Origin of the sequence: Neisseria sp. P0006.S009, assembly GCF_051962915.1 — a bacterium.
Taxonomy (GTDB): domain Bacteria; phylum Pseudomonadota; class Gammaproteobacteria; order Burkholderiales; family Neisseriaceae; genus Neisseria; species Neisseria subflava_E.
This window is the reverse complement of the sequence record NZ_JBQCUV010000014.1, coordinates 1-274: the sequence shown is the minus strand read 5'-3', so window position 1 is coordinate 274 and position 274 is coordinate 1. Positions and strand designations below refer to the sequence as shown.

1 pseudogene is annotated in these 274 nt (G+C 57.3%); it reads right to left on the bottom strand.

The features are described 5' to 3' along the window. Positions 1-274, bottom strand: a pseudogene (gene prfC, locus ACTHTK_RS10280) (peptide chain release factor 3); the annotation flags it as partial.

Below are 274 nucleotides of genomic sequence, written 5' to 3'. Positions count from 1 at the left end.
GTAGGCGAGGTTGCCGCCTGCGTCTATCGCCAGATTGCCTGCGTTGGCTTTTTCAAACTCCGCCAGCTTTTTCTTGTCTTCGCACGATACCCAGCGCGCCGACCAGATGGATGCGTTGTCGAACACGGCTTCTACGCCGTATTCGTTGGCGAGGCGTGAGGTAACGACTTCAAACTGCAACACGCCGACCGCGCCCAAAATCAAATCTGCGCCGCTCATCGGTTTGAAGACCTGCACCGCGCCTTCTTCGCCAAGCTGTTGCAGGCCTTTTTGC